This is a genomic window from Paenibacillus sp. FSL H7-0716 (genome assembly GCF_038002705.1).
GTDB classification, from domain to species: domain Bacteria; phylum Bacillota; class Bacilli; order Paenibacillales; family Paenibacillaceae; genus Paenibacillus_AQ; species Paenibacillus_AQ odorifer.
This window is the reverse complement of sequence record NZ_JBBODA010000006.1, coordinates 177,791-199,786: the sequence shown is the minus strand read 5'-3', so window position 1 is coordinate 199,786 and position 21,996 is coordinate 177,791. Positions and strand designations below refer to the sequence as shown.

The window sequence follows — 21,996 nt, the reverse complement described above, 5'->3', positions numbered from 1 at the left end:
AAAGGGCGACCTTTCACACAACGTTTTCATGGGTGCAACAAATTATATTATTCATGTGTGCGCGCATCAGAAGGAAACACGTTATTTCTGCCACGGCAGAGGAGAAGGCTGTGCATTTCATGAACATTAGAATGTAAGTGACAGTTTATTTTGTTGATCCTAAAATACAACAGAATATTTGCTTTTTCTCAAAAACATGCCGCACGGCACGTTTCTTTCCTTATGCCGCCACATTACGATAACTCGGACGGGGGAAATTATAATGTGTGGTATTGTAGGATATATTGGTAATCAGAATTCGCAGGGGATCTTGGTTGAGGGTTTGAAGAAATTGGAATATCGTGGATATGATTCCGCTGGTATTGCTGTATTCACCCAAGAAGGACTGCAAGTAGTGAAAGCTCAAGGCCGTTTGGCGAATCTGCAGTCGAAGCTCGAAGACAGCCCGCTGGCAGGTAGCGCAGGTATCGGACACACACGCTGGGCGACTCACGGTAAACCATCCGATGAGAATTCACATCCACATACGGATAACAGCATGAAGTTCTCGGTAGTTCACAACGGTATTGTCGAAAACTATCTGGATCTGAAAGAAGAGCTGATCGCTGGCGGATGCCACTTTGTCTCTGAAACCGATACAGAAGTTATTTCACATCTGATTGCTCGCGAATATGACGGAGATATCGTGAAGGCTGTACAAAAAGCGATTACGTTCATGCGCGGTGCGTTTGCATTAGGCGTCCTGACTGAATATGAACCAGATAAACTGGTGGCTGTGCGTCAAGCTAGCCCGCTCATTATCGGTCTTGGCGAAGGAGAAAACTTTATCGGGTCAGATATTCCGGCACTGCTTGAATATACCCGTAACGTATATATTTTGAACGACGGCGAAATGGCTGTGCTGACAAGAGATGCTGTCGAATTGATGACGATTGAAGGCAATTTTATTTCTCGGGAAATGATTACTGTCGATTGGGATGCAGTTACCGCAGAAAAAGGCGGCTACGAGCATTTCATGCTGAAAGAAATACACGAGCAACCTAAGGCTTACCGCGACACCATGCGTGGTCGTATCAATGCCGAAGGCAACAAGGTTGTATTGCCTGAACTGAACATGACTGAAGAACAAATCAAGAACATCCGTAACATTCAAGTCGTTGCTTGCGGAACGGCATACAACGCTGGTGTGGTAGGACGTACTATGATCGAATCTTTGGTTCGTATTCCGGTTGAAAATGATATCGCTTCGGAATATCGTTACCGTTCACCAATCGTGACTCCAGAAACTTTGGTTATCGTAGTCAGCCAATCCGGTGAGACTGCAGATACTTTGGCAGCTCTGCGTGAAGCACAAGCTAACGGGGCACATGTATTGGCGATCACTAACGTTGTGGGCAGTTCTATCGCTCGCGAAGCAAATGATGTGTTGGTAACCTTGGCAGGTCCAGAAATTGCAGTAGCTTCGACCAAAGCCTACACTTCACAATTGATCGCATTCGGATTGTTTGCTCTTTACTTGGCTGAAGTTCGTGGAACACAAACCGAAGCACAAGTTACTAAGATTCTTGCAGCTATGCAATCTCTACCAGAGCAAGTGGAAGAGATCCTAGCTCAAAAAGAAGCGATCAAAGGTTATGCTGAACAAATTTCTGAACACAAAAACTTGTTCTTCATCGGCCGCGGCGTAGACTACGCTGTTGCTCAAGAAGGATCCTTGAAGCTGAAAGAAATTTCTTATATTCACTCCGAAGCTTATGCTGCAGGTGAATTGAAACACGGTACATTAGCTCTGATCGAAGAAGGCGTTCCAGTTATTGCCCTGGCAACTCAGGAAGCTGTACTTGAGAAGACCGTCAGCAACATCAAAGAAGTGAAAGCTCGGGGCGCAGATGTGCTGGCAATCACGCACCAAGAGCATTTAACTGACCTGCTTAGATCAGTTGATCAAGTGTTCGTGATTCCTAAGACACTGCCAATGCTGACAGCAGCTTTGTCCGTAGTGCCTCTGCAATTATTGTCTTATTATGCTTCTCTTGCACTGGGTCATGATGTGGATAAACCACGTAACTTGGCGAAGAGTGTTACTGTGGAGTAGGATTGGTGATGTAAAAGTATAGATGTTAGATGTCCAGTGACATTAAAGATGTGAAGTGGACATTAAAGATGTGAAGTGGACATTAAAGTTATGAAGTGAATATTTAAGCTGTGAAGTTGTTTAATGTAAAGATTGGACAACAACCTAGACTATAAAGCCGTCCTGAGATCATAGGACGGCTTTATATTTTACTTAATAGGATCTAAACTAAATTTGAATTTTTGGTTTCTTTAAATTCGTTCTGTTGATGTTGGATGACAACTAAGTTAATAACTGACGGAAGTCATCAAATAAAGTGCCTTTTGTGCTTTATTTTTTTGGATATGACATAACGAATATTGAAAGTTGACTATAAGAAAATCGCCTAATTATTCGAAGGCGGTTTATTGAGTTATTGTGTCCCGTTAGTGTAACAATCATTTTGTGGAGTCAAATTACTATCTTCAAAATAAATTGACATGATTTTAGACACGTTATCTGTAATTTTATTATTAATGGATTGAGTAAAGTCTCATCAAACCAAAGGAATTGCTGATTGCCCTATTTTGAGGTGATTTCAAATGTACAAACATAAAATGTAATGTTATTAATTCAAGCTTTTGCAGTATTGGGTTTATGCGTTATGATTTATCGTGTAAAATCGCATCGGATTCTGTAGCTCTACTAGCATATGGTATGTATATTCTACTATCGTATGTGTATTGGAAATCGAAGTACGCAGCCTTCATTGTATTTTTAGTCTTTTTGTTTTTTATGTTCTTTATGTTATTTCTTGATATCATCATTCCAGGAGGATTGTTAGATACTTCCAATATAATTTTGCAAAATAGTATGATTGTTATTGGTACAGTTGCACTTGTTTCATGTACGATTTGGTTCTTTGTACTTAGAAAGAAAAACAAGTATAGACTTGATAAAACAAGCTTCACAGAAAACTGTGAGGCTTGTTTGTTACTCTTATGTCATGAAAAAATCAACTAAAGAAAGAAGATGAAATAAATGTTAAATAGGTTCTCCGTGTTCATTGATAAGAGAACATCCGTAACTGTTGTGAAAAGAAAATATCGTGATTGACTAAAAAATTACTAGAGTGAATATTTCGATGAAATAGAGCCATCGTTCACGTAATGAGTGAGCCAGTTCTTCGGAAAAATTAAGCCACCCTCGAGTGGCGGCTCCGTGATGATGATTTGGCTAGTTAATTTATAAGTCCTTTACGTTTACTCATCGATTCCATGCCTTCAAGTGTGATCGTGTATGATGAGTATACGGTTCGATCAAGAATAGCGTCTGCCAGTGTACTTTCTCCAATTTTACCGTGCCAACCAGCATGAGTAAATTGTGAACAGAAAATTGTTGATCCAATTTGATGGCGTGCTTCTACGATCTCAAGCAGGTCTCAGGCCTCAATTTCTTTTAACGAAACTAGGAGCCATTCATCTAGAATTAACAGGGGAACTTTTTTGTAGGATTTCATGACTCGTTTATAAATACCCTCGCCTCGAGCTACTGCCAATTCATTTATTAGTTCAGGCAAACGAATTTATTTAAACGGATAGAAATTACGTTATGCAGCAGTACCGAATGCACAGGCCAAATAGGTTTTTCCTGCACCGGATGTGCCCATGATAATGTTATTAAGTTTATCTTGAATATAAGAGCCTGTGGCTAAACGAAGGATCTGCGTCCGGTCAAGTTTTCGGTCAGCACGATACTCAACATCCTCAATACAGGCGTTGCTTTGTTGAAAATCCTTCTTTCGAATTGGTGAGGTAAGACGGTTGTTCTTGCGTCTGGACCATTCAATATCTACTAGCAATTCAAAGTGTTTTTAAAAATTTAGGGTTTAAAAACTTAGAACTAATAATTGATTTTGATAGTTCTCAGCCATTGCTGCGAGTCGCATTTCGTAAAGTTTGCGTAACGTAGGTTCATGTGACATGGTTTAACCCCTCCCGTGATAATCTGCACCACGAACGAATTCATGGTTTTCAGAAGAGAGTGGTTGTGGCTTAACTTCATTTATTGTTTCGAGCCGATCTTGACTGGTAGTTAAGATCGTTTTGATATTTTGAGAGCTAGGCCTAGGGGTGTAGGAAAATGCTTTGGCAAATGCTATTTCGAGGCGAACAACGCTGTTCTTATCTTCAAGTTTAAGGAGTGCCATGCAGCTTCTGTAGCCTTGTTGTTCGACCTTATATGAGGATAGAATTGCTTGAACACAAGAGGCTGTATAAGCACCAACGCTTTCTGCCCACGAGATAAAGCGACTAACATTCCATTGAATAAATTTCTTATGATTTTCTGGCGTGTGATCTCTTACAGTGCTGTCCTGTCCTGGCTTTCCTTTTGATGAGGGATGGGTAACTTGACTATTCTTCCTTAACATTAGGGGATTTTTCTAGGGAGTGCCAGTGAATGAAGAACATTATATTCATAGTAATGAAATTAATTCAACCTATGAATTTCATGTCAGTTTCGGCGCAAGGCTAGTGTGTTTAGTTAGGGTTATAAACAGATGAGTGAAATTACGAATTTTTTCATGAATAGTTTAATGAAGATTGGAGAATTATAATTTATAAAAAAAGGAGTGAGTGTACAGTGAGAAAAAAATTAGTAATATTGGTTGTTTTTTGTTTGGTTTACAATATTCTGAGCCTTAGTGTTTCAGCACATTCAAATTTACCTAAAACAATTACCTCAGGAAAATGGGCTGTTAAAGTTAATACAAGTATGTTGCCATCACCCGAACCCAGTAAATACAAAAGCTATAAATTAACAGCAACTAACCTGAGTAAAGAGAAGCTTGACGCCACATTTGAATTTTATCGTTCTGTGGAAAAAGAAAGTAAAGAAAAGATAATATTAATTGACCCAACTAGTTTTCCGGTTAAATCTAATGAGACAATTGAGTTTACTCGATTTTTCATCGATAAAAATGCAAAAGAATTCGAAGTATTAATTTCTTGGTTAGACCAAAATAAACGTAAGCATCTAGAGTGCATGAATATAGATCTGAAATAAATAACATGGTGCTGCAAATTTAAATTGGCAGCACCACTGTTTTTGCCGGGTAAAGTATTCATCCAAAGCTAAATTTGACTTTTAGCAGATAGTTTTTTACCTACTTGGTAGGTGATTTCTTTCATTAATTCCACTATTTTCTATAAATTCAATGATCACACCAGGGTACAGGCTACATGGCAAAGTAAATAAAACATTCCTTCGAGCGTACGTTTATGGGTGCTTTGCCAATGCAGTCAGGCCAAAAACATGTAACGAGAAAAGGCAATTGTGTTTTGGCTAATAAGCAGATCGTAGGGCGACCTTGGAACTCTTTTTGAAGGCGCAGCAAGGGTTGGCTCATTTGAAAAAGACTATCAAAGAGTACGTAAGTCGTTGAAACACCTGTGGTGATATCTCACGATTCAGAAGCTAGATCTGGGCAGCACGCAGAGCTTCTTTCCGCCGTTTGATACAGAAGATCGCTTGTCAATTTCCTGGGAGCTCCCGTGGAGTTCAGTCTTAATGAAACCTAGCAAGACGAAGTTCAAGGGGAGGAGTGTATGACCGTCCAACCAGCCTAAAGTAAGCATGCGAAATTTCTTAGAAAACGCACTGGTGAAATGATCCTTGATCCAAATCCGAGTGAGAAGTTCTAAGGAGTTACTAGTTTTTTATTAAAACATGTAATCGTCTACAATAAACACTGAAAATCGTGTTACAGAGTGTTTCAATTCGTTGAACGGTGTCACTGTTGAGCGAGATCAAAAAACGGTACCTAGCAAACCTGCTATAATTTAAGAAATCGGTAGGTAACATTTTTGTAAGCGTCAAATAGCCTACACCTTGACATCAAGATACGGGCTATTTTGACGCTTTTGGAACGATGCCTCAAATTTAATGGAGCTGTCCATATCCATATGAGATCCTCAATCTTATTTACACAATTTATATAGTTTCAAAAAGTTTACACAAAATTATTGACAAACCCTAGCAAACCTAAAATATAAACCTCGGATAAAACTTTGACACATAATATCTTGTTTTGCAATTTGAAAAATTCACCACTTTATCAAACTAAAGAAAAATAGTTTTGTGTAATCTGACTTGCTTGTAAAGAATACAACTTTTTAAATTCACCGTTTTTTTCCAACAGTTCACTTAGAGAACCGCTCTCAATAATGTTTCCAGACTTCATAACAATTATTCTATCAGCAAAATCTAAGGATATTAACTTGTGGGATATGAAAATCGTTGTTTTATCATTACATATTTCCCGGAAATTTTTATAAAAATCACTTTCAGACCTAGGATCCATCGCTGATGTTGGTTCATCCAAAATTAATATCTGAGAATTTCGCATAATTGAACGAGATAAAGCTAATTTCTGCCATTCCCCTCCGGATAGATCTTCACCTTCATATAATATTTGAGTTAAATATGTATCATATTTCATCTTGAGATTATCGATAAATAAATCTGCACCGGTTCTTTTAGCGACTTCTTTGATTAACTCGGAATTTTTAATCTGGGAAATTTGACCAAAACCTATGTTTTCAGAAACGGTGTAGGGATATTTAATGAAATCTTGAAATAATATAGAAATATTATTATTGAGTTCGTCTTGTGAAAAGTTGTTGATTGGAACATCATCTATTAAAATTTCTCCTTGTGAGATGGGGTAAATCCCCAATAAACATTTTACGAGTGTGGATTTGCCAGAGCCATTCTCACCAACAATAGCTATTTTTTCACCAACATTAACATTCAAAGTTATATCATTCAGAACTGGTTGTGAGTTTTGATTGTAATTAAAAGTAAGATGATTAACAGTAATTCCTTTTTTGATTGAATTAGGGAATTTCATTAATGAGGTGTCATCAGCTAAAATATGCTTTTCCTCAATAAATGAGAAATATTCTTTTAAATATAGTCCATTTTCAAAAATATTTGAAATATTAGTAGTTATAGAGTTTACTGAATTCTGCATTTGAACAATTGCTTGTGTAATAACGACAAAATCACTTATTTTGTAATTTTTTTTCAGTGTAATATTTATTGCTAAGATTAAATTAATGGCATAACATATTCCTTTTAAAATATCCGCCATAAAAGTAGCGATTTGAAAATTAGAAAATAACTTGAGTGAATCTTTACTATTTTCTTCGTATTTTCGACTCCAACGATCAATTAAGTATTTATGTAAATTCAACATTTTAATTTCTTTTGCGAACTGAGGTTCTAGTATCAGTCTTGATGTATATCCAATATCTCTTTGTGTTATAGAGTGAAATCTGAATAATTCGAATCTTTTATAACCAAATTTAATATTAACGATAAGCGCAGCAGTAGTATTTATTAATATGATTAATAAGAAGATCCAATGGAGAGAGAGCAAATATGCTCCAATTGATATTGTTGTAATTAGGTTTTTAATTAAACTAAATATTTCTGTTAAAGGAGCCAAAAACCTTTCGCCAGATGAACTTTGAATTCTAGAAAGATTATTTTGATAAGTGTGATTCTCTATAAGTGAGAGAGGGGAGTTTGAAACTTTAGAAAAGATATTGCTCTTTATGTTTAGTCCGAGACTATTTTCGGTTTTTTTTGTTAAAAAGTTCTGTGTTTTTGTCAGAAATGATAGAAAAATAATTATGAGAAATTGAAGGGTTATTATTATTAATACTGTTTGATAATGAAATTCCTTGGTATCTATTAAATTAATGATAGTATCTAAAAGTTTTTTTGAGAGTATCAAAGAAATAATGGGTTCAACACCAGAAATAAGAGCAAAAAATACACTGAAAAATAGCCAAGTTTTACTTCCATTCATTAAGATTGTCAGAACTTTATATATATTTGAAGATCGCACTTTTTGTCACCTTCTTTAAATGTTTTTCTGTGTTGCATGCTATTAATGGGTAAAATATGAGTAGAAAAACGAGCCTCTAGAATTACTTCTAAGGCTCGTTTTTCTTCAAGTATACTAATTAGAAAACTAAGAGGACTTTGTAGTGTTGAACATCTGATGTTAAAAAATTACAATTGGTCTTAGTAATAACAACATGTTTGAGTCATTGTTGAATTACAGTAGGATCCGTCGTAAGCATCTACCCATACATAAAAAATGTTTCCTGTTGAAGATGCTGGAGGGCAGTTGTATGGCTGGCAAGATTGTTGAACCTTTTTGTTAGTACAAACAACGCCCATAGGTGAAGCCGAACCGTCAAATCCAAGAAGTTTACCAAATAAATTTTCCATTAAAAAACCACCTTGTCATCAAATTTTTGTTTCTTTTTGTTATTACAAAAGGTGTGCCTCTACTATATACTTTTTTTCAATTAAAGTAAATGATTGACATATCGAACATAAAATTCTATCATATAAAATAATTAAATAGATTTATCGGGGAGGGAGCGAGATCAATAATACTGTGCTTTATGGACCTGTTTCAATTTTTATAATCTTTTTAGTGGTAATAATTATTTCTTTTAAATCGCTAAAAAAAGAATTATTGTACCTTACAACAAATAGTTTAATAAAATCAAATCCCCCTATAGTTGGAAAAAAGATTAATACACTTTACAGTAACTATGATATTTTTTTAGAAGGTTATTTTATGGTTTTTTTTGCTGATGCAAATTGTTCTAGTTGTTTTCCTGAACTTGAAGATTTAATAGATTTGAATAAGAAATTTGGAGCAGTTCCAGTCAAGGTTCTAGTCTTTGGAGAGCAGAAATCTGTGCATAACTTTATTAGAACCTATAGTAAATTTTTTGAAATTGTTGAAGCCTCTCCTAAAGATAATCTACCAGCAGATATAACTTTGTCATTTCCATCGATAGCTCTAGTGAACTCACAATTGTATATAGAGCGTCTATTCATGACTTCAAGGGAAGCTTATAACGTTTATAAAGCATTATCATCTTAAGGATAATTGGAGGGGTCCTAGTGTACTATGAAGGTCTAATGTTTTCACTTAGAATTTTTCTTGGGTTAATTTTCTTAACTTCTGGTTACGGGAAAAATAAAAACTTAAACTTACATAAGTACAAAATTGAAGGATACGGTTTTTTTCCTAAAAACCTGGTTAATTTCATCGCTATATTTGATGTTATTTTAGAGATTTTTATTGGAGTGTCCTTTATTTTTGGGATTCTTATTAATCAATTTCTTCTAGTGGCAATCTCTCTCTTTTTTATTTATGCCATAGCAGCCGTAATAAGCTTATCAAAAGAACAGGAGAAGGTATCTTGCGGCTGTGGTGGAATACTAGGTGATAAAGAAGCATCCTGGTTAGTTATAATTAGAAATTGTTTTTTTATTGGTATCTGTTTTGTTTTGTTAATCCGTGAAAACTTACTTGGGAATATAGACCTATTTTTAACAAATCAACATCCAATAGATCAAATATATAATTTTAACTATATATATTTTTTTTGTTTCTCTTTAATTTCTACATTTATTTATCAGACAACATCTAATTTATTAAATATGTATAAAACTATTCGTCTTTTTAGGGGAGGAATATAAGTGGAAACAGCAATTGTTCTTCTATGGATTACTGTGATTATTGAGGCTGTTCTTATTTTCTATTTATCAAAATTCGTATCTACTTTCCTGAAAAAGCTAAGAATCAACAATCAGAGTGAACTAATACCTGATAAGTTAAAAATAGGTGAAAAGGTGCCTCTTTTTAGAGAAGAGGATCAAGTAGGGCGGCTTATTTCTTTAGCTGAAAACTCAATGAATAATAATACTCTTATTATTTTTTCCTCTAGCCAATGTGTTTATTGTCATGAGGTTTTATCGAATATCTCTCTTATATCTTCCAATTTTAAAACATTGCGAATAATTGTTGTAGGAAAGGATGAGTTAGAAATTAAAATAACAGATGATGTCCATTATATTAAATCTAAAGTTATATTTGATAATTATTTAGTCCATGTAACTCCTACAATATTATTATTAGATAACCGAAATCATCTAATTAATTATTTGGATGTTCAACATTCACATGGATTGAATATTGTACTGAAAAATTACTTAATACCTACATTGTCTGTCTCATGATTTTCATTTTCTATATTGCCATTTACCACAAGCACCATTTGTACTGTTCTATATCAGGATAAGTAATTAATTCGGGATAATACCTTCTTTATATAGTAAATTAGTTCAAAAAATTGAGGTGGTAATTTTATAATGTCACTTACCATAGCTGAATTTTACAAAAAGACTAAAGATAAATTAAATCGTAAGAAAAATGGACAAGACTTTAGAGTGGGAAGTATCTTCCCGATAAAAAATAATAAACAAGAATTAAATAATAATGGGATTCTTGTTTTGTTCTTATCAACTTCATGCTTGTTATGTCTGGATATTCTTTCTATGATAAAGGAAATTAAAGATGATCTAGGAGATAAAGATCTTATTTTATTTATAAAGGGAGGAAAGAATGAACTTAGAAGTCTAGATGAGAATATATTTGCATCGATTAGTAATTATTATCTTATAAAAGATACGAGAAAATATAATGTCAAACTGCTACCATATTTTTTTTATTTATCAAACGCAGGAATAATTCTTTCTAAAGGAACTATAAATCGCCATGAAGAAATTAAAAATATCAATTTCAGTCGGTTATAGTGGAGGTTGCCAAATGAATAAAAATATAGCACAAATCAAACCGAGGAAGGTCTATAAAGATCAAAATAGTAATGTTATAGATTTAAATAATCCAACTTTCAGAAAGACTTCATTATTAATATTTATATCTATTTACTGTGTTAGATGCATTGAATTATTGACTAACTTAAATAAGTTGAAAAGCATATCAGATTTACCATTAATTATTTTTTCCGATGGAGACAAAAAGGAGAATAGAGAAATTGGAGAGGCCTTCTTAGATCAAATTTCGATTATTTCTATTACTGAAGAACAAATGTATAAAGATTTTCAAATTAAAACACATCCTTCATACATTATACTTGGTGAAAATAAAAATTTCATTGAATCAGGAAATATAATCAACATTGATGCTCTAATAGAAAAGTTTATTCTACATAACACAGGTAAAACTTTCTAAGGATATAAAGGTATCTACCGATTGTGACAACCTTTACTTATTAATAAATATGGAGGCGTTTAAAAATTAATAATATATATTTGGACTATTGTTCCTCTAGCCCATTATACCCACAGGTATATGATCTTTTGCTTAAAACATCGCAAGAATATTATTCTAATCCGTCGTCTTCACATTCTATGGGATATGAAGTAAGTAATTTAGTAGAAGAATCTAGAGAGACAATTTCCTCTATATTAAATGTTAAACCCTCTGAAGTTATATTTACTTCAGGAGCTACTGAGAGCAATAACATAGCAATTTTAGGAGCTATAAAATGGCTAATGGATAATAAAAAAAAACCTATTCATATAATCACAACAAGCATTGAACATTCCTCAGTTTTTAATTGTTGCAAAGAATTACAGGATGCAGGAATTGAAGTCACCTTTATTCCTGTTGACAGGAATGGGATTGTAGATACTTCTTTAGTTATAAAGCATATTAATGTAAATACAGCTCTAATCAGTATTATGCATGTTAACAATGAAACAGGTTCAATACAACCTGTAATGGAAATAGGTGCTCTTATTAAATCCTATGATTCAAATATTATCTTTCATGTAGATGGAGTACAAGGCTTCGGAAAAATACCGTTGAGTTTAGATGATATTGATATGTATACACTCTCAGGACATAAAATTGGTGCTCCTAAAGGAATTGGAATTTTAATAAAGAAAGATTTGGTGTGTATTAAACCATTAATCTTTGGAGGGAATCAAGAGTATGGACTAAGGTCGGGTACTACTAATGTTACAGGGGTATTATGTATATCTGAGGCTATAAAAATTTCCTATGAAAATCTAGAATTGAACATAAAACATATTTACATGTTATACAAGTATATGCTGGAGAAGCTTCAAGATTTTCCGGATATAATCATTAATAGTCCCAAAACACCACTTTCATCTCCACATATATTAAATATTTCTTTTTCGGGTGTAACATCAGCGGTATTGATACATTTATTTTCTGTTCGGGGTTTAATTGTTTCTTCCCAGTCAGCATGTTCTTCAAAATCAAAAAAGGTAAGTAGAGTATTAATGGAGATGACAAATAACGAAAAGATTTCTTCTAGCAGTATACGAATCAGTCTTAGTGAAAGAACTAGTTTTGAGGAAGTAGAATACTTTATAACTATACTAAACGATGTAGTAAGCCAAATTAAATCAGGAAAGAAGTACATTATTTAATTCATATTCATGGCAGCTGATGTTATACAAATTTGGACGGTAGAAAAATGAATAGAGACAAAGTGCTTTCCTTGTGTTGAAAAGTAGTCATCATAACCGACTTCTGAACGAAGGATTTTTCAATAATGTTTCATACTGTCATCGTACCTTGGCATCATTAACCTCCAGGAATTGATTCATGTTCTTTTCGAGGGTCGCCTATTAGATTAAGCCGCCACAAAGACGATGGCTTAATCTTGTAGGCGACCCTTCTTTGCCTGAGGGCGAGCAGGCGCATCTGGCAGCGATATAACGTTGACTGATTCCTTGACTATAGAGCCCGTAGGATTTCACGATATTGGGTCATTGTATGGCATCATCAGAATGATTTACACTGATCTTTAGATTGTCTATGAAAATCTTTCTTACAAGAGATTCATACCATGGATCTTACTAACCAGTATGATGACTCTTTTAGCTACGTAATATTCAATAGACTCGAATAATGTAGATACAGCCTGAAGCCTGAGAAATTATAGTACTAAACTGATCACAACATATTACGCTAACGGACGGGTTAAGATTAAAATCACTTGGAAATTGGAGGAGATTTAACGCGTTGATCCAATACGAATTAAAGTAACTTAAATTAAGGAGGTATGAAGAATGTATGATTTAACAATTTCGTTAGACTACGGAGAACCTTTAAAGCTAAAACCTGATTATCGGTATGACTTTGTTACTTTTGACATTAATAATGACCACGGAAGAGGGTTACTGAACAATAGCGTGTTCGTCTTACGAACAATAACAGGAGGGAACGTAAAAGGCAATGTTCTTATTGATTTAATACACACATCAAATGTGAATGCTTTCGATGTAGCTTCTCATGCGAATTGTCATTTTCATCTATTAGAAAGCGACAAGCTACGAGAAGAAGGAATACTTATTAACGATAAAATCAATTTACAAATAACAGAGACCTCGGTCTCGTCTCAATATTTTGCAGAAATAAAGGATCAGGCCGTTACGAATAATAGTCCCTTTGGAGATAATACTAAATTGACTTTTACTACTTGCAGATACATTCTATTTACTCTTCACCATGAGAATACAGTAAATTCCAAAAATATTGAGCTGGCTACAATTTTTGATCTGCAAAAAGAACATATTTGGCATAACAATCGCTATCGTAATTTTAATAACTTACATACATTGGACATTGACCGTTATGTGAATCGTAAACTCGCCCCTTCGACTCCTTGGTCCGAAGTTAAAAAAATAATTGAAAGTGAAAATAAGAAGTGGCGAGATCTCTCGAATCAAAAGTTTAATCAATTGCTAGATAAAAGGGGAGAGCTTCCTTTTCTGGTGATTGAACGGTAGCCGTATTCTCTATCTTTAAATCGTATTTTGGACATTAATAGTGAGTTCTATTTTTCTTTACATATTTATTCATGGACTGATGAATGGGGAATAATCTTGCTATTATTCAGTATGGGGACTATTTAGTGAAGTAGATTTCTGGCACGTAGAGAATTTTGACGATTGAGCTAACGCGAAACGTTAGTTCTATAAAACAAGAAGACAGCCGATCACTCAACGTGATCGGCTGATTATGTTTATTAAATAGGCAGTTTAATAGAATGTATCCCGACTATATTGCCTCTTAATTAGAGGGGGTTCACTTTGTAATGAATGTTGTATCATTTACAGGCGTGTTGATTTACCACATTATGGGGTGGCAAAAATACCGAAAACCCCTTTACTCCTGAGCAGGCTAAACTGAACCTGCCACTCCGTCGGAAGATTAAACATCCGCAAATACTGCATAAATTCCCAAAAGGTCAGTTGAGCAAAGGTAGGCACTTTGGGATGAATTTGATCAAAAACGTATTTCAGGAGCACATAGACGGCAAGGGCCACAAATAACTGACAATATACCGCATTTTCTGTCGTTCCAAATAGACAAGGCACGTTCAAATGCTGTTTAATCCACCGGAAAAAGACTTCAATTTGCCAGCGTACCTTGTAAATCTCAGCGATAACGTGGGGGGACTCTTTTCTCAAATCGGTCACAACCCGCACGACTTCACCCTTATTATTTTTAAATTCAACAACCCGGTGCCGATTGGCCGATTGGCATTTCCCCTGACCGATATAACAAGTGATATCGCGTACAATTTTCGTATCTCCTTCTGCCGGTCGATTGAGTTTTCTCGGCTTCACCAAATGGAGATTGTCTTTGAGCCGAATCACAAACGACTGGCCAACGAGTAAATATTGATCCAATCCGCCTATTTTTCCATATGCCCGATCCTGCACCAAAATGTAGTTAGGATCTGCCAAAAGTTCTCCAAACGGAGCGTCATTGCGCTTTGCGATCGATTCCTCCACGTTTAAAGGTGTACACTGGTCATGAGACAGGGCGACATGCAGCTTAATGCCCCCTCTGAATTTTTTATACGGAGCCCAAGGTATTCGAGAGTTTGCCGCCGTGACCGTAGTGGAGTCAATTAATAGAAGATCTTTGGGAAAGTTCAGATGGCGCCGCGTTTGACGATTACATTTCTTGACGAGCATTTTAAACATACGTTTGAAGATATCATAAGGGGCCTCACCGGCTTTGTCGGAAAGTGTGGATTAATTAACCTTAGGCAAGTCGAAGCTTGGGCCCATGTTGGCACTTTGACGGAAGCTTTTCCATCCGTGACAGCTGGCTTGAACAAAGTAATCGAACAACAAACCGACAGTCATTTTGGTTCCTGTCTCTACGTAGTCTTTGGTTTGACCGATCACAGTTTGAATTTCTTCTTTTGTTAACACTTGTTTGAAAACAGCAAAAAATTGGGTATATTTATTCATGAGGTCGCCTCATTTCGGTTTGGTTTGGTGGTACTTACCATTACCCGAAATGGCGGCCCTTCTTGTCCCTTTTTTTGGTAAATCAACACACTTGTATCATTTATATCTTTTTTTCACCGTAAACTTCACGTAGTCTACCATGTTGATTTGTTGGCACACACAAACGATGAATTCGTCGAACCGTTTTTATTTTGACGTCAAACATATGAAATTTCCAGGGTATTTCGAAAATTTCACTGTTCCTCACGGTGGTTCTTTGACGATTACTCAAGCGCATGGATGACCTCCACAGGAGTATTTTGAAAAGCTATTTTCGTACAATGTCAGTAGGAAATAGTTATATGTGTGGGCGCTTTGTCGCAGCTGAAGAACCGCAACTACTGAGGAGAAAATTCAAAGATTTTTTAGACAGATTATGAGTTCAAGAGACATTAAAGAAGTCTGAATTGTAAGATTTAACGAACCGTATTCTAAGAAGAATAAAACATCAAATGGTGTTGTGTTTTTATATGTAAAAGAAGATGCAAAATTTAATTAGTATTAATCGTGTATTAATTATAGAGTAGGAGATAATATATTATAAATAGTCATACCTTTTTGCCTAAAATATAAATTTTCAACTAAATAATATTTATGAAAACACCATGGGGGTACTGAAACTTATCAGCAGCAGATCATATTATACAAAGCAGAATGTTAATATGCTGAGTTAGGATGTAATAACTGGGATTCATAATTGTTTACTTTGAAATGAAATTATAGAGAAAACTTTGTTTTAGATCCTACAGAATTTGCTGTAATCTATAACAACTAGCTTTAAGGAGGGGAATAATTGCTTAACACTCATATGCTAGATCGACCATATATTCGAGATGTATTAGAACATTTGCAATGTTTAGGCTATGAACTCGATAAAACAAAAGAATTATTAATACGATTTTATCGATCTATTAAACGAACTTGCGGCTTTAATCCTAATGCGAGGGATTTTGCGATGATCGTACATGAGCTAAACGAAGCAGTCCACCGAAAATATGATCCAGCAGATCCTAATCAAATATTCATTGGTCATCTAAGAGGAGTAATTCAGAAGGTTAGAAAACCAGCAGAGTAGGCTTGAATATATAAGGTTGTTGTGAGATAATTATTAAGGGAACATAAGTTCTTCAATTTACTTTTAGGACTGTGATATATGGGAAAAGCAATTGATGCAATTAATGCTGGTTTGACATATCAGAATCTGTATTTTTGGTTGTTTGCTTCTGAGTTGCTCCATAATGATACCAATATTAAGGAAGTATCATACGAGGATGATCGTATTAAATCTCTCGACGATGTTGTAGTTGAATATATTGAACCTATAAGAGGGGATTACAGCATCGATGATGAAATTACTTTGGACTTTTATCAGGTGAAATATCATGTTAAGAATTCGCAACAGATAGAACTATTGGACCTCATTGATCCTTCATTTATTAATGCCTCTACACACTCCTTCTTAAATCGTGTACACGATGCTCTGAAACAAGGTTATACTACAGCACGATTTCATTTAATTACACCATGGAATATAAAAAAAGGCGACCTACTAGAAGTTTTATTGGACAATCATGATAATAAACTACACTTGAATGCGATATTTGACGGAAAACAAAAGAGTAAAATGGCCTTAGCTCGAAAATCTATGATGCAACATTTGAAGTTAGATAATGAGGCGGAACTAAGTACCGTTTTAAGTACTATTCGTATTCAACATAGCAAACCAGGCATTTCCTCGTTAATCAAGGAACAACTCAATACTAAATTAATGCTAGCAGGACTCAAACCTCTTGATTTTAAGGTTCTTGTAAATCCTTATAATGATTTGATAGTAAACTGTGCAAGTAAGGGAAGTAAACGCTTTAATAAAGATTCCCTTCTTAAGCTCTGTCGCACAGAGCGATTGTATACAGGCCAACCGCTATTATACAAAGATGATGTCCCTGTAGGAATTCGCAGTTTTCTTCCGTATACGGAAACTCTGGAGGAAGAAACAAACCATCTATTATGTCTTAGTGAAAATTTTGATGGACGATTACTTAAATCAGATAAAAGTTGGAATGGAGATATTTACGCTAGATTAGTAGAGTTCTCAAAACAAATCTTTTCTCCGGGTAATGCATACCTCATTCAATTCAATACACATCTTTCTATAACATTTGCTGCTGGTTTAATTCTTAATCCAAAATCAGGTGTCAAGGCATTTCCTGTTCAGCGTGGAGATGGTTTGATTGCATGGATCCCGGATATACCTCATGAAATAACATCAGTTTATCCAATGTTCAATGAGGAGTATACAGATAACTCTCCTATTGAAGGTGATACAGTTGTTGCTATCAGTATAACTCGGAATGTTAAATCTCATGTTGAGTGGTACAATGAGGAGAATAAATTAACTCTAAAATCGTCGTATCATTTTTATTTACCTTTAGAGGGGATTAAGGCAATTCAAGATGGTACACATGCCTGGTTATTAGCAGAACAGGTCATTCGGACTTTAGATAGACGTAATCCGAAACAGAGAAAAGGTAAGGTTCATTTTTTCATTGCTGCTCCTGGTGGTTTTGTTTTCTTTCTTGCTCAACAAGCTGCAAATATCCCGGAGATCATTTTATACGAACATAATTTTACTGGGGATGGATCATATTCCCCTTCACTTATACTACCTGTTTAAACACTCGGAGGTGTTATTGTGAATATTCCTACTTACTTTGCTAGATTTCTTAAAGAAATTCGTTTAACTGAAAATCAAGTCAATGATTTAATCAAAGGACATACTACGTTAAGAAAAAGATTAAAAGAAGATGAAGATATGTCTAAAATTATTGTAAGTACATTCCTGCAAGGAAGTTATCGGAGATCTACTGCTGTTCGTCCAAAGGGAGATAGCCGTTCAGATGTAGATGTAATTTTGGTGACTAAATTGAGTATGGAGGAATACAGTAATCCAGAAGATGCTATCAATGTATTAAAACCATTTATGGAAAAACATTACGCAGGAAAATATCAAATTCAAGGTCGTTCTATAGGAATTTCCTTAAGTTATGTAGATTTAGATGTTGTCATAACAGCCGCACCCTCAGAGAGCGAAGAAGGTATTTTGGAGTCAGCTAGCGTTACTGATATGCGTGCACTGGAAGATATTGAAACGTGGTCATTGAAGGGGTCATGGGAAGTTCTGAATGAAACAATAGAAACAAGCTCTATTTTTAAGACTTATTCGAATGCTAATGAACCAGAGTGGAAAACAGTTCCTCTTTGGATTCCAGATAGGGACGCTGAGGAATGGAAACAAACAGATCCCCTGGCACAAATTAAATGGACACAAGAAAAAAATAAATCATGTAACCGGCATTACGTCAACGTAGTTAAGGCTCTAAAGTGGTGGAGAAGAATAAACAATGTGCCAAAACATCCAAAAGGATATCCGCTGGAGCATCTCATTGGTTTATGTTGCCCAGATGGAATACAAAGTGTTGGTCAAGGTGTAACCGAGGTTTTGGAGGCTATAGTGAATAACTATTCAACAAAGCCGGTTATGTCAGATCACGGCGTACCAGAGCATGATGTAATGGGCAGAATTACTGAAGAAGAATACGGAGAGTTTTATGAGCTGGTTAAAAAAGCTGCAGAAATTGCTAGAAAAGCATCAGATGCCACCACTGTTAAAGAAAGTGCCGAAGAATGGAATAAACTCTTTGGTTCGAAATTTCCGACATCTGAAGCTACAACAGCTAATAACCAGAGTAGTTCTCTAGTTTTTTCAAAAAGAGAAAGCCCAATTAGCTCTGATATTGTGGGTGGACGGTTTGGATAATCCTTCAATACCGGAAAGTATATTAATCGGGTGTACCCAATTAGAAACTGTTGAAGGATATCAGCAACTCCAAGACCTTTATTGGTATGGGGATTTTAAGAATTGGATTCTCCAGTTTAGTATAAATGTATCAGGGGTAGATGGACAATCTATTCCCCACACTACGAATTGGTATATGTTAATAGATCCTCTTTATCCGAGAGGATCTATTGGTATATATCCGGACAAAGTCAATAGTATTACTCAAACCTATCAGCATATGAATGAGAATAAAGAAGTAAATGAAATTCCTTGGCGATTAGGTAAGATTTGTACTGATTGGGATAATGGTTTACTTGAATTATTATCAGATACTGAAGAACAGATGGATGCAGATCAGCGTATTTCGTGGCATGTAGAGCGATTAAAAAATTGGTTACTCAATGCCTCAAATCATTCGTTAGCAAGACCAGGAGATTTTTTCGAATTACCACACGTACACTTTAGTACTGAGTTGCAAATCGTTTTTGCTGAAGAGCAAAAGAATATTAGTTATTGGAATGGAATGAGAAACAGATCTGGGTGGGTATCCCTTAAAGAAATATCAGAATATCAAAATATCTTATTCGTGTCTGCGTTTTTGGATAATAAGTCGAATGTAATACATGAATATGAGTGGGGGAAACTTGTTCATGCTGGTGTAGAATCTAAACATCATAATGGGGTATGGCTGCTACTTCCATTTCAGCCTATATTGGAACCTTGGTATTATCCTAAAACAATAAAGGAATTAGAAGCTATTTGCAAGAAACATCATTTTGACTTATGGCGAGAAATATACAGGCACATGTATATCTTTAGAGAACAGGAACAACACAATTACCTATTGCTTGGATTTCAAATTCCTCAATTAGTCGGAGAGCAGAATGTAATTGTTCATTGGATAAGTATAGAAATTGGGAAGTTAGCCAAAAAGGTAAACAAGATTACCGGATTCAGAAGAGCAAATGACTTCTATTTTCAACGAGATCGCATAAATCTGTTACATCCAGATAAGAGCTTAAGGTATGTTCGCACAGAGAACTGGAGTAAAGAATCCGTGCTTAGCCGAGGGAGTATAAATGAGAAAACACATCATGATGGTGTATTTTTAATCGGTGCGGGTGCTCTTGGCTCAGCCATCGGGGAACTACTTTCTCGTATAGGTATTTCTAAAATAATTGTTTGTGACAAAGATATTTTAAAAGTTGGTAATTTATCTCGACATACGCTAGGTATTAATCACTTATCCATGAAAAAGGCTGAGGCATTATCATATAGAATCAATTACAATAATGTACACACTTGGTCTGTAGCCATCAATAGTGCTTTTCCCAATTTAAGCGACGATGAAGTGGAGGTACTGGAGAGTCAAGATATCATTATAGATACTACAGGAAGTGATGCAGTTATTGATCATTTATATTCCTTTGACTGGACGATTCCGAAAAGATTCGTTTCAGTATCACTAGGATTTGGAGCAAAAAGAATGTTTATCTTTTTGTCCAATAAGCATCCCTTTCCTCGCCAGTCTTTCTACAACTTCCTCAAGCCGTGGATTGAATTGGAGCGAGAAGAGAATAAAGACATCATCTTGCCTAGGGATGGTATAGGATGTTATCATCCTCTATTTCCTGCTCGCGCAGATGACATTTGGATGATGGCAGGTCTAGCAATAAAAGAAATCGAGGCATGGTGGCTTAAACCATTTGGTCCCAACATCTTTGCTGTTTATGAACAACAACATATAGATGGATTATCCGCAGGTGTTTTACTAAAGCAACGAGAGGTGTTTTAATGCTTGTTCATAGATACAGAGATATTGAAGGCAATCTTGAGATTGAATTTAGTGACGATGTATTAACATTTATGTTAGCTCAATGTACCTTAAGCGGAGAATTAGAAACAGGTGGTATTCTGGCCGGATACTATGATGATGCGTTGAATAGGGCAGTTATTATAAAGAGCAGCCCTGCCCCTATCGATTCAAAACAAACAAGAACTAGATTTTATAGAGGAGTACAAGGTCTCAAAGATTGGCTTAATACCTTATGGAAGTTAGACAAGGCCTATTATGTGGGGGAATGGCATTTTCATCCTTTTGCATCAAGTAAAATGAGCTTAATTGATTCCAAGCAAATGAACTCAATTTCTAATAATAAGTCAATGAACTGTCCAGAACCCATATTACTTATCATTGGAGGAAACCCTCGAAAAAGGTATTCTGTTTCTATCAGTATTTTTATGAAAAATAAGAAACCGATAGAGCTTAATGAGTACTTACCGGAAATAATCTAGAATAGAAGTTTAAGTTAAGTATCTGAGACGTGACTCGAATAAAGGGCACCCGATGGGTGTCCTTTATTCGAGTTCATTCAAGTATTTATTTAGATAGTTTTCTCTTAGAGCGTTTTAATTAATGTGAGGTGGAGATAATAGAGATAGAGCCCCAGTGAGGTGCTTAGCGATGAATTAAAGATGACGTTTATAAGTTGCATCAATTTACTGAGTTTATATGTAATAACTCGGAAACAACAAAATCAAATAGATTAATACAAAAGGAAATTGTTCACGTTTGCTGAAGATTATATCCAACGAATTTTTGTTTTAAATCAACTGCTAAAAATTCATGAGAAGACTCGTGAAGATCTCGTTAATTATTGTGCAGATAATTATTTTTCATGTACGAAGAGAAACTCTATAAAAATATGATAAATATTGAAATTATTTTCTTGAATTTCTGACAATATATATCCTCATTATTACTTGTTTAAGAATAGGATACTGAGGTTAATGGGGTACATATACTGCAGCCAGAGACGCATAACAAATTAGTTATGCGTCTTTATGTTTTAAGAGG

17 protein-coding genes and 2 pseudogenes are annotated in these 21,996 nt (G+C 35.2%); 14 read left to right on the top strand and 5 right to left on the bottom strand.

Annotation, left to right across the window (positions count from 1 at the left end; genetic code table 11):
* Nucleotides 1-262: 262 nt before the first annotated feature.
* Nucleotides 263-2,095 carry a glutamine--fructose-6-phosphate transaminase (isomerizing) gene (gene glmS, locus MHH60_RS10570; protein ID WP_076129781.1) on the top strand — a complete coding sequence of 611 codons (1,833 nt, stop codon included), beginning with the start codon at nt 263-265 and terminating at the stop codon, nt 2,093-2,095.
* Between the two features lie 1,198 nt (nt 2,096-3,293).
* On the opposite strand, the pseudogene MHH60_RS33255 reads toward glmS, so the two are convergent.
* Nucleotides 3,294-4,037 (bottom strand): annotated as a pseudogene (locus MHH60_RS33255) (ATP-binding protein).
* Nucleotides 4,038-4,040: 3 nt separating this feature from the next.
* Nucleotides 4,041-4,484 (bottom strand): hypothetical protein, encoded by a 444-nt coding sequence (locus MHH60_RS10555; protein WP_051491182.1) that lies wholly within the window; start codon nt 4,482-4,484, stop codon nt 4,041-4,043.
* A 212-nt stretch (nt 4,485-4,696) separates the two neighbouring features.
* Between MHH60_RS10555 and MHH60_RS10550 the strand changes: the two genes are divergently transcribed.
* Nucleotides 4,697-5,119 carry a hypothetical protein gene (locus MHH60_RS10550; protein WP_036681299.1) on the top strand — a complete coding sequence of 141 codons (423 nt, stop codon included), beginning with the start codon at nt 4,697-4,699 and terminating at the stop codon, nt 5,117-5,119.
* Between the two features lie 1,051 nt (nt 5,120-6,170).
* On the opposite strand, the gene MHH60_RS10545 is transcribed toward MHH60_RS10550, so the two are convergent.
* The gene (locus tag MHH60_RS10545) at nt 6,171-7,931 is read right to left on the bottom strand and encodes an ABC transporter ATP-binding protein (protein ID WP_141118566.1); all 1,761 of its coding nucleotides are present in this window, start codon (nt 7,929-7,931) and stop codon (nt 6,171-6,173) included.
* Between the two features lie 600 nt (nt 7,932-8,531).
* On the opposite strand from MHH60_RS10545, the gene MHH60_RS10540 reads away from it, so the two are divergent.
* The 7 genes from MHH60_RS10540 to MHH60_RS10510 all read left to right on the top strand — a co-directional run bounded on the left by MHH60_RS10540 (nt 8,532) and on the right by MHH60_RS10510 (nt 13,783).
* Complete coding sequence (locus MHH60_RS10540; protein ID WP_036681303.1) at nt 8,532-9,029, top strand: hypothetical protein; 498 nt, start codon at nt 8,532-8,534, stop codon at nt 9,027-9,029.
* A gap of 20 nt (nt 9,030-9,049) precedes the next feature.
* Nucleotides 9,050-9,631: a MauE/DoxX family redox-associated membrane protein gene (locus tag MHH60_RS10535; RefSeq protein WP_036681306.1), complete on the top strand. Its 582-nt coding sequence runs from the start codon at nt 9,050-9,052 to the stop codon at nt 9,629-9,631.
* Complete coding sequence (locus tag MHH60_RS10530) at nt 9,632-10,171, top strand: TlpA family protein disulfide reductase (RefSeq protein WP_036681307.1); 540 nt, start codon at nt 9,632-9,634, stop codon at nt 10,169-10,171.
* A gap of 132 nt (nt 10,172-10,303) precedes the next feature.
* The gene (locus MHH60_RS10525; RefSeq protein ID WP_036681309.1) at nt 10,304-10,747 is read left to right on the top strand and encodes a hypothetical protein; all 444 of its coding nucleotides are present in this window, start codon (nt 10,304-10,306) and stop codon (nt 10,745-10,747) included.
* A gap of 13 nt (nt 10,748-10,760) precedes the next feature.
* Nucleotides 10,761-11,186 carry a hypothetical protein gene (locus MHH60_RS10520; protein ID WP_036681312.1) on the top strand — a complete coding sequence of 142 codons (426 nt, stop codon included), beginning with the start codon at nt 10,761-10,763 and terminating at the stop codon, nt 11,184-11,186.
* Between the two features lie 80 nt (nt 11,187-11,266).
* Nucleotides 11,267-12,418 carry a cysteine desulfurase family protein gene (locus MHH60_RS10515; RefSeq protein WP_162164268.1) on the top strand — a complete coding sequence of 384 codons (1,152 nt, stop codon included), beginning with the start codon at nt 11,267-11,269 and terminating at the stop codon, nt 12,416-12,418.
* 645 nt (nt 12,419-13,063) lie between these two features.
* Nucleotides 13,064-13,783 carry a hypothetical protein gene (locus MHH60_RS10510; protein WP_036681316.1) on the top strand — a complete coding sequence of 240 codons (720 nt, stop codon included), beginning with the start codon at nt 13,064-13,066 and terminating at the stop codon, nt 13,781-13,783.
* A gap of 348 nt (nt 13,784-14,131) precedes the next feature.
* Here MHH60_RS10510 and MHH60_RS10505 read toward each other — a convergent pair.
* Both MHH60_RS10505 and MHH60_RS10500 read right to left on the bottom strand, forming a co-directional pair.
* A pseudogene (locus MHH60_RS10505) lies at nt 14,132-15,028 on the bottom strand (IS4 family transposase); the annotation flags it as partial.
* 12 nt (nt 15,029-15,040) lie between these two features.
* Nucleotides 15,041-15,262, bottom strand: a complete 222-nt coding sequence (locus MHH60_RS10500) for a hypothetical protein (protein WP_051491185.1) — start codon at nt 15,260-15,262, stop codon at nt 15,041-15,043.
* Between the two features lie 832 nt (nt 15,263-16,094).
* Between MHH60_RS10500 and MHH60_RS10495 the strand changes: the two genes are divergently transcribed.
* The 5 genes from MHH60_RS10495 (at nt 16,095) to MHH60_RS10475 (ending at nt 21,434) form a co-directional block, all read left to right on the top strand.
* Nucleotides 16,095-16,376 (top strand): hypothetical protein, encoded by a 282-nt coding sequence (locus tag MHH60_RS10495; RefSeq protein ID WP_036681325.1) that lies wholly within the window; start codon nt 16,095-16,097, stop codon nt 16,374-16,376.
* 78 nt (nt 16,377-16,454) lie between these two features.
* Nucleotides 16,455-17,975, top strand: coding sequence for an SAVED domain-containing protein (locus tag MHH60_RS10490; protein WP_036681329.1), 1,521 nt, complete (start codon nt 16,455-16,457; stop codon nt 17,973-17,975).
* Between the two features lie 18 nt (nt 17,976-17,993).
* Nucleotides 17,994-19,118: an SMODS domain-containing nucleotidyltransferase gene (locus MHH60_RS10485; protein WP_036681332.1), complete on the top strand. Its 1,125-nt coding sequence runs from the start codon at nt 17,994-17,996 to the stop codon at nt 19,116-19,118.
* Nucleotides 19,102-20,934, top strand: coding sequence for a ThiF family adenylyltransferase (locus MHH60_RS10480; RefSeq protein ID WP_141118569.1), 1,833 nt, complete (start codon nt 19,102-19,104; stop codon nt 20,932-20,934). The genes MHH60_RS10485 and MHH60_RS10480 overlap by 17 nt, the downstream gene beginning before the upstream one ends.
* On the top strand, nt 20,934-21,434 hold the full coding sequence (locus MHH60_RS10475; protein WP_051491186.1) for a Mov34/MPN/PAD-1 family protein: 501 nt from the start codon (nt 20,934-20,936) through the stop codon (nt 21,432-21,434). Before MHH60_RS10480 ends, MHH60_RS10475 begins: the two co-directional genes overlap by 1 nt.
* Nucleotides 21,435-21,996: the final 562 nt, after the last annotated feature.